The organism is Actinomadura sp. HBU206391 (assembly GCF_014323665.1).
Classification (GTDB): domain Bacteria; phylum Actinomycetota; class Actinomycetes; order Streptosporangiales; family Streptosporangiaceae; genus Actinomadura_C.
On the sequence record NZ_JABVEB010000348.1, the window covers coordinates 1 to 4,727 of the forward strand.

Here is a 4,727-nt window from a genome sequence, read left to right on the forward strand (position 1 = left end):
GGTGACCGTGACGAACACACCGGGGGCCAACAGCGACGCCGTCGCCGACCACGCCATCGGCCTCCTGCTGGCGGCCCTGCGCGGCATCGTGGCCGGGGACCGGGGCGTACGCGCCGGCGATTGGAGCGTACGCCGCGGCCGTGAGCTGGGGTCGCTGACCTTGGGCGTCGTCGGCTTCGGCCGGATCGGCCAGGCGGTCGCCCGCCGGCTGGCCGGATTCGGCACCGAGGTCCTCGCCCACGACCCGTACCTGCGCCACTACGACGCCGAGGCGCTGGGCGTCCGGCCGGCCTCGCTCGAGGAGCTGGCGGCCCGCTGCGACGCCGTCTCACTGCACGCGCCCGGCGGCTCCCGCGTCGTGGACGCGCCGTGGCTGGAACGCGCCAGGCCCGGCCTGGTCGTCGTCAACACCGCGCGAGCCGATCTCGTCGACGAGGCTGCGGTCGCGACCGCGCTGCGTTCCGGCCGGCTCGGGGGCTATGCCGCCGACACCCTGACCTCGGAGGGTACCGCCGCCGAGAGCCCGCTGCTCGCCGATGACCTCGCGCAGCGGGTCGTCATCACCCCCCATATCGGCGCGCAGACCGTCGAGGCCGTCGACCGCATGGGCTCGGCCGCGACGGCCGACGTGCTCGCGGTGCTGTGCGGAGCCGCACCGGCTCACCCCGTCAGCGTCCAGGAGGAACAGTGACCCAGCCCCCCGAACCCAAGGCAACCGATTACCGGGCGCCGGGTCTCCAAGCACGTGATCTCCAAGCACGTCTCCAAGCATTGGCCGACGCCGCCGTCGTGGCGGTCCTGCGCGCGCCGGACCCGAGCAGCGCAGTGCGCGGTGTCGAGGCGCTCGTGGCCGGCGGCGTCACCGGCATCGAGATCACCTACAGCACCCCGGACGCCCCCTCGGTGATCGCCGAGATCGCCCGGCGGCACGGCGACGACGTCCTCCTCGGCGCCGGCACCGTGACCACTCCCGAGCAGGCGATCGAGGCCGTCGACGCCGGAGCGCGGTTCCTGGTGAGTCCCGGCAGCACCGACGAGCTGGGCCGGGCCATGCTCGCCACGGGTGTGACGCTGCTTCTCGGCGCGCTCACGCCGAGCGAGGTCATGCGCGTGTCCGCCCTCGGCGCCCACGCGGTGAAGATCTTTCCCGCGTCGCTCGGGGGCCCCGGTTATCTGCGATCGCTGCGCGGGCCGTTCCCGGCCGTACCGTTCGTACCGACGGGCGGCGTCAACGAGGAGAACGTCGGGACGTGGCTGAGCGCCGGCGCGGTGGCCGTCGGCGCGGGCGGGGAACTGTGCTCAACGGCCGACCTCGCCGCAGGCCGGTACGGCGACATCGAGCACCGGGCGCGCGGGTTCGCCGAGGCGGTGCGGCAGTGGCGGGCGGCGTGAGCCCACGGACCGCCGCCGAGACCGGGGCGCAGAGCGACCCGCAGACCGGCCCCGAGACGGACCTGAAGATGGGGTTCGTCGGGGTGCTCACCGCGGGGTCGTCCATCATGAAGGTGTTCCCCCGGTGGGCGCAGGCGCTGGGGCTGCCGACCCGGCGGCTGGCCGGCCACGACCTGCCGCTCGATGCGAGCGACGCCGACTACCGGACGCTCGTCGCCGCCATCCGCGACGACCCCGCGCATCTCGGCGCCCTCGTGACGACCCACAAGATCGGTGTGTTCCAGGCTGCGGCGGAGCTGTTCGACGAGGTCGACGACTTCGCCCGGCTCTGCGGCGAGATCTCCTCGATCTCGAAGGACGGCGGACGGCTGATCGGCCATGCCAAGGACCCGGTGACCGCGGGACTGTCCTTGGAGGAGTTCCTGCCGCCGGACCACTTCAGGCACACCGGCGCCGATGTGGTGTGCCTGGGTGCCGGCGGCGCCGGCACCGCCCTCACCTGGTACCTCGCCCGGCGGCCGGACCGCCCCGGACGGATCGTCTGCACCGACGTCTCCGCCGAGCGGCTCGCCCATCTGCGCGACGTGCACGTGGGCGGAGGGCTGGATCCCGGCGTCTTCCGCTACGAACGGGTGGAATCGGCAGGTGACGGCGACCGCCTGGTCGCGGCCGCGGCCCCGGGGACCCTGGTCGTCAACGCCACCGGGCTCGGCAAGGACCGGCCCGGATCGCCCCTGACCGACGGGGCGCGCTTCCCCGAGCACGGCCTGGTCTGGGAGCTCAACTACCGAGGGCGGCTCGACTTCCTGCAGCAGGCCCTCGCCCAGCGTGCGGAACGCGACCTGACCGTCATCGACGGGTGGCGCTACTTCATCCACGGCTGGACCCAGGTCATCGCCGAGGTGTTCCACCTCGACCTCGACGCACCGGCGGTCGAGCGGCTGGCGGCGATGGCGCAGGAGCTCAGGTGACCGGTCGGGTCCGCACCGTGCTCGGTGACATCGAGCCTGAGACGCTGGGCCGGACCGACTACCACGAGCACCTGTTCCAGGTCACGCCGCTATTGCCCGGCGACGAACTCGACGACGAGGGCCCCAGCGGCGAGGAGGCGCGGCTGCTGCGTGCCGCGGGTATCGACGCGATGGTCGAGGCCACGCCCACCGGTCTCGGCCGCGATCCGGCCGCTACGGCCCGGATCAGCGCGCGCACCGGGCTGGGGATCGTGCTGACGACGGGAGCGCACCGTGAGGCGCACTACCCCTCCGGCCACTGGCTGACCGGCCTCGATCCGAGCGCGCTGGCCGGGCGTTTCGTCGCGGATCTCTTGGACGGCGCTCCGGCTACGGACGGCCCCGGCGAGTCCGCTCCCGCACGCTCCCCGCGGGGAGAGCCCGTGCGAGCCGGTCTGCTCAAGGCCGGCATCGGCTACTGGTCGATCAACCGGTTCGAGCGCGGCGTCCTCGACGCGGTCGCCACGGCGCACCGGACGACCGGGGCACCGGTGATGGTCCACCTCGAACACGGCAGCGCGGCGGCGGAGGTGCTCGAGATCCTGGCGTCCGGTGGGGTGCCCGCCGACCGGGTGGTGCTCGCCCACATCGATCGCAACCCCGACCCGGGTCTGCACGCCGAACTCGCCGCCACCGGCGCCTACCTGGGCTACGACGGCATGGCGCGCACCCGCGAATGGCCGGACTCGGCGCTGCTCGACTGCCTCCTCCGCGTCTCGGCGCTCGGCGGTGCGGGCCGCCTGCTGCTGGGCGGCGACGTCGCGCGACGGACCAGGTACGTGGCCTATGGCGGCATGCCCGGGCTCGCCTATCTCCCGACGCGGTTCATTCCCCGGCTGGAGCGCGAGGGCGGCGCCGACCTGGTGCGCGCCGTGCTCGTCGACAACCCGGCCCGGCTCCTCGCCTGGAGCCGCCGGTGACCGGGCCACCCCCGTACGGCATCACGCTCTCTCCGTACGACGCTGTGATCTTCGACTGCGACGGCGTGCTCGCCGACACCGACGACGCGTGGGGGCTGGCCGAACGCCTGCTCTGCGAACGGCACGGCGTGCCGTGGAGCGACGAACTGCGGCACCGGACGCACGGGCTCTCCAATCGCGCCTCGGTCGCGCTTTTCGCGGAGCTGATGGAGGCCCCTCCACCGCTTGACCGGCTCGAACGTGAATTGCTCGCCCTGGCGACACCCATCCTGCGCGACGGGGCCAGCCCGTTGCCCGGAGCGGTGGAACTGGTCCAGGGGCTCGCCGAACACCTCCCGGTCGGGGTCGCCTCGAACACCCCGCGCGTCATCCTCGACGGCGTGCTGGCCGCCCTGGGGCTGAGGGGGCCGCTCAGCGCCGTGGTGGCGGCGGACGAGGTGGCGGCGCCGAAGCCGGCGCCGGACGTCTACCGGGAGGCGGCACGCCGCCTCGGGGTGGATCCGTCCACCGCCCTGGTGTTCGAGGATTCGCCCGCCGGGGTCATGGCGGCGCTCCGGGCCGGGTGCCGGGTCGTCGGAGTCGCCGCGGTGGGCCGGCCCCGGCTGAACGGGGTGCTCTCGACGGTCGCCGACCTTCGCCATGCGGGCGCGCTGCTACTGCCGACGCGCTCCTGAGGCACTCGGGCGGCCTGGTCCGAACTTCGCACATGGGTCGTCCCCATGGGGCGGGTGAACAACCCGTGTCCGGCCCGGTTCAGGCGGGACAAGCCCGGCGCTGCTTGTTATCCTCTAATGACATGCAGTCAAGTATCGATCGGGCCTCACCACTGCCCTTCTATCACCAGCTCAAGCTGATCCTTCTCGCGGAGATGGAGCGGCAGGACTGCCGGCCGGGTGACCGGCTGCCCGGTGACCACGAGCTCTGTGTCCGGTACGGCATCTCTCGTACGGTGGTACGCCAGGCGCTGGCCGAACTCGAGGCCGAGGGCGTCATCGAGCGGATCAAGGGCCGGGGCACCTTCTTCGCCAAGCCCAAGACCGCGGAGGGACTCGTCCAGTCGCTCACCGGCCTGTACGAGGACGTGGCGGCGCGCGGCGGGCATCTGCGCAGCGATGTCCGCAAGCTCGCGGTGGTCCCCGCCGACGCCCAGATCGCGGCCGACCTCGACCTCGAACCGGGAACGCCGGTGACCGTGGTCGAGCGGCTGCGGTACGTCGACGAGGAGCCCTGGGTGCTCACCCTCACCCACGTGCCGGCCGACCTCGCACCCGGACTCATTCATGAGGACCTGACCGATCAGTCGCTCTACGCGCTGCTCGAGAACAAGTACGGCGTGCGGCTCGTGCGCGGGCGGCGGTCGGTGGAGGCCGCGGCCGCGAGCCCGTCGCTCGCCCGCAGCCTGGGG

The 4,727-nt window shown here is 73.2% G+C and carries 6 protein-coding genes; all 6 read left to right on the forward strand.

Annotated elements, in window-relative coordinates:
- Positions 1-691, forward strand: a 691-nt coding sequence (locus tag HKK72_RS36025; RefSeq protein WP_315987620.1) for a 2-hydroxyacid dehydrogenase, incomplete at its 5' end; no start/stop codon positions are given.
- Entirely contained in the window at positions 688-1,392 is a 705-nt protein-coding gene (locus HKK72_RS36030) for a bifunctional 4-hydroxy-2-oxoglutarate aldolase/2-dehydro-3-deoxy-phosphogluconate aldolase (protein WP_222721582.1), read from the forward strand. The genes HKK72_RS36025 and HKK72_RS36030, both read left to right, overlap by 4 nt.
- Complete coding sequence (locus HKK72_RS36035) at positions 1,389-2,363, forward strand: shikimate dehydrogenase family protein (RefSeq protein WP_222721583.1); 975 nt, start codon at positions 1,389-1,391, stop codon at positions 2,361-2,363. Before HKK72_RS36030 ends, HKK72_RS36035 begins: the two co-directional genes overlap by 4 nt.
- A complete protein-coding gene (locus tag HKK72_RS36040) occupies positions 2,360-3,322 on the forward strand; it encodes a phosphotriesterase (RefSeq protein WP_187238876.1) in 963 nt (320 codons plus the stop codon). Before HKK72_RS36035 ends, HKK72_RS36040 begins: the two co-directional genes overlap by 4 nt.
- The gene (locus HKK72_RS36045; RefSeq protein WP_187238877.1) at positions 3,319-3,996 is read left to right on the forward strand and encodes an HAD family hydrolase; all 678 of its coding nucleotides are present in this window, start codon (positions 3,319-3,321) and stop codon (positions 3,994-3,996) included. Before HKK72_RS36040 ends, HKK72_RS36045 begins: the two co-directional genes overlap by 4 nt.
- 122 nt (positions 3,997-4,118) lie before the next feature.
- A partial coding sequence (locus HKK72_RS36050; RefSeq protein WP_187238878.1) for a GntR family transcriptional regulator occupies positions 4,119-4,727 on the forward strand: 609 nt, incomplete at its 3' end.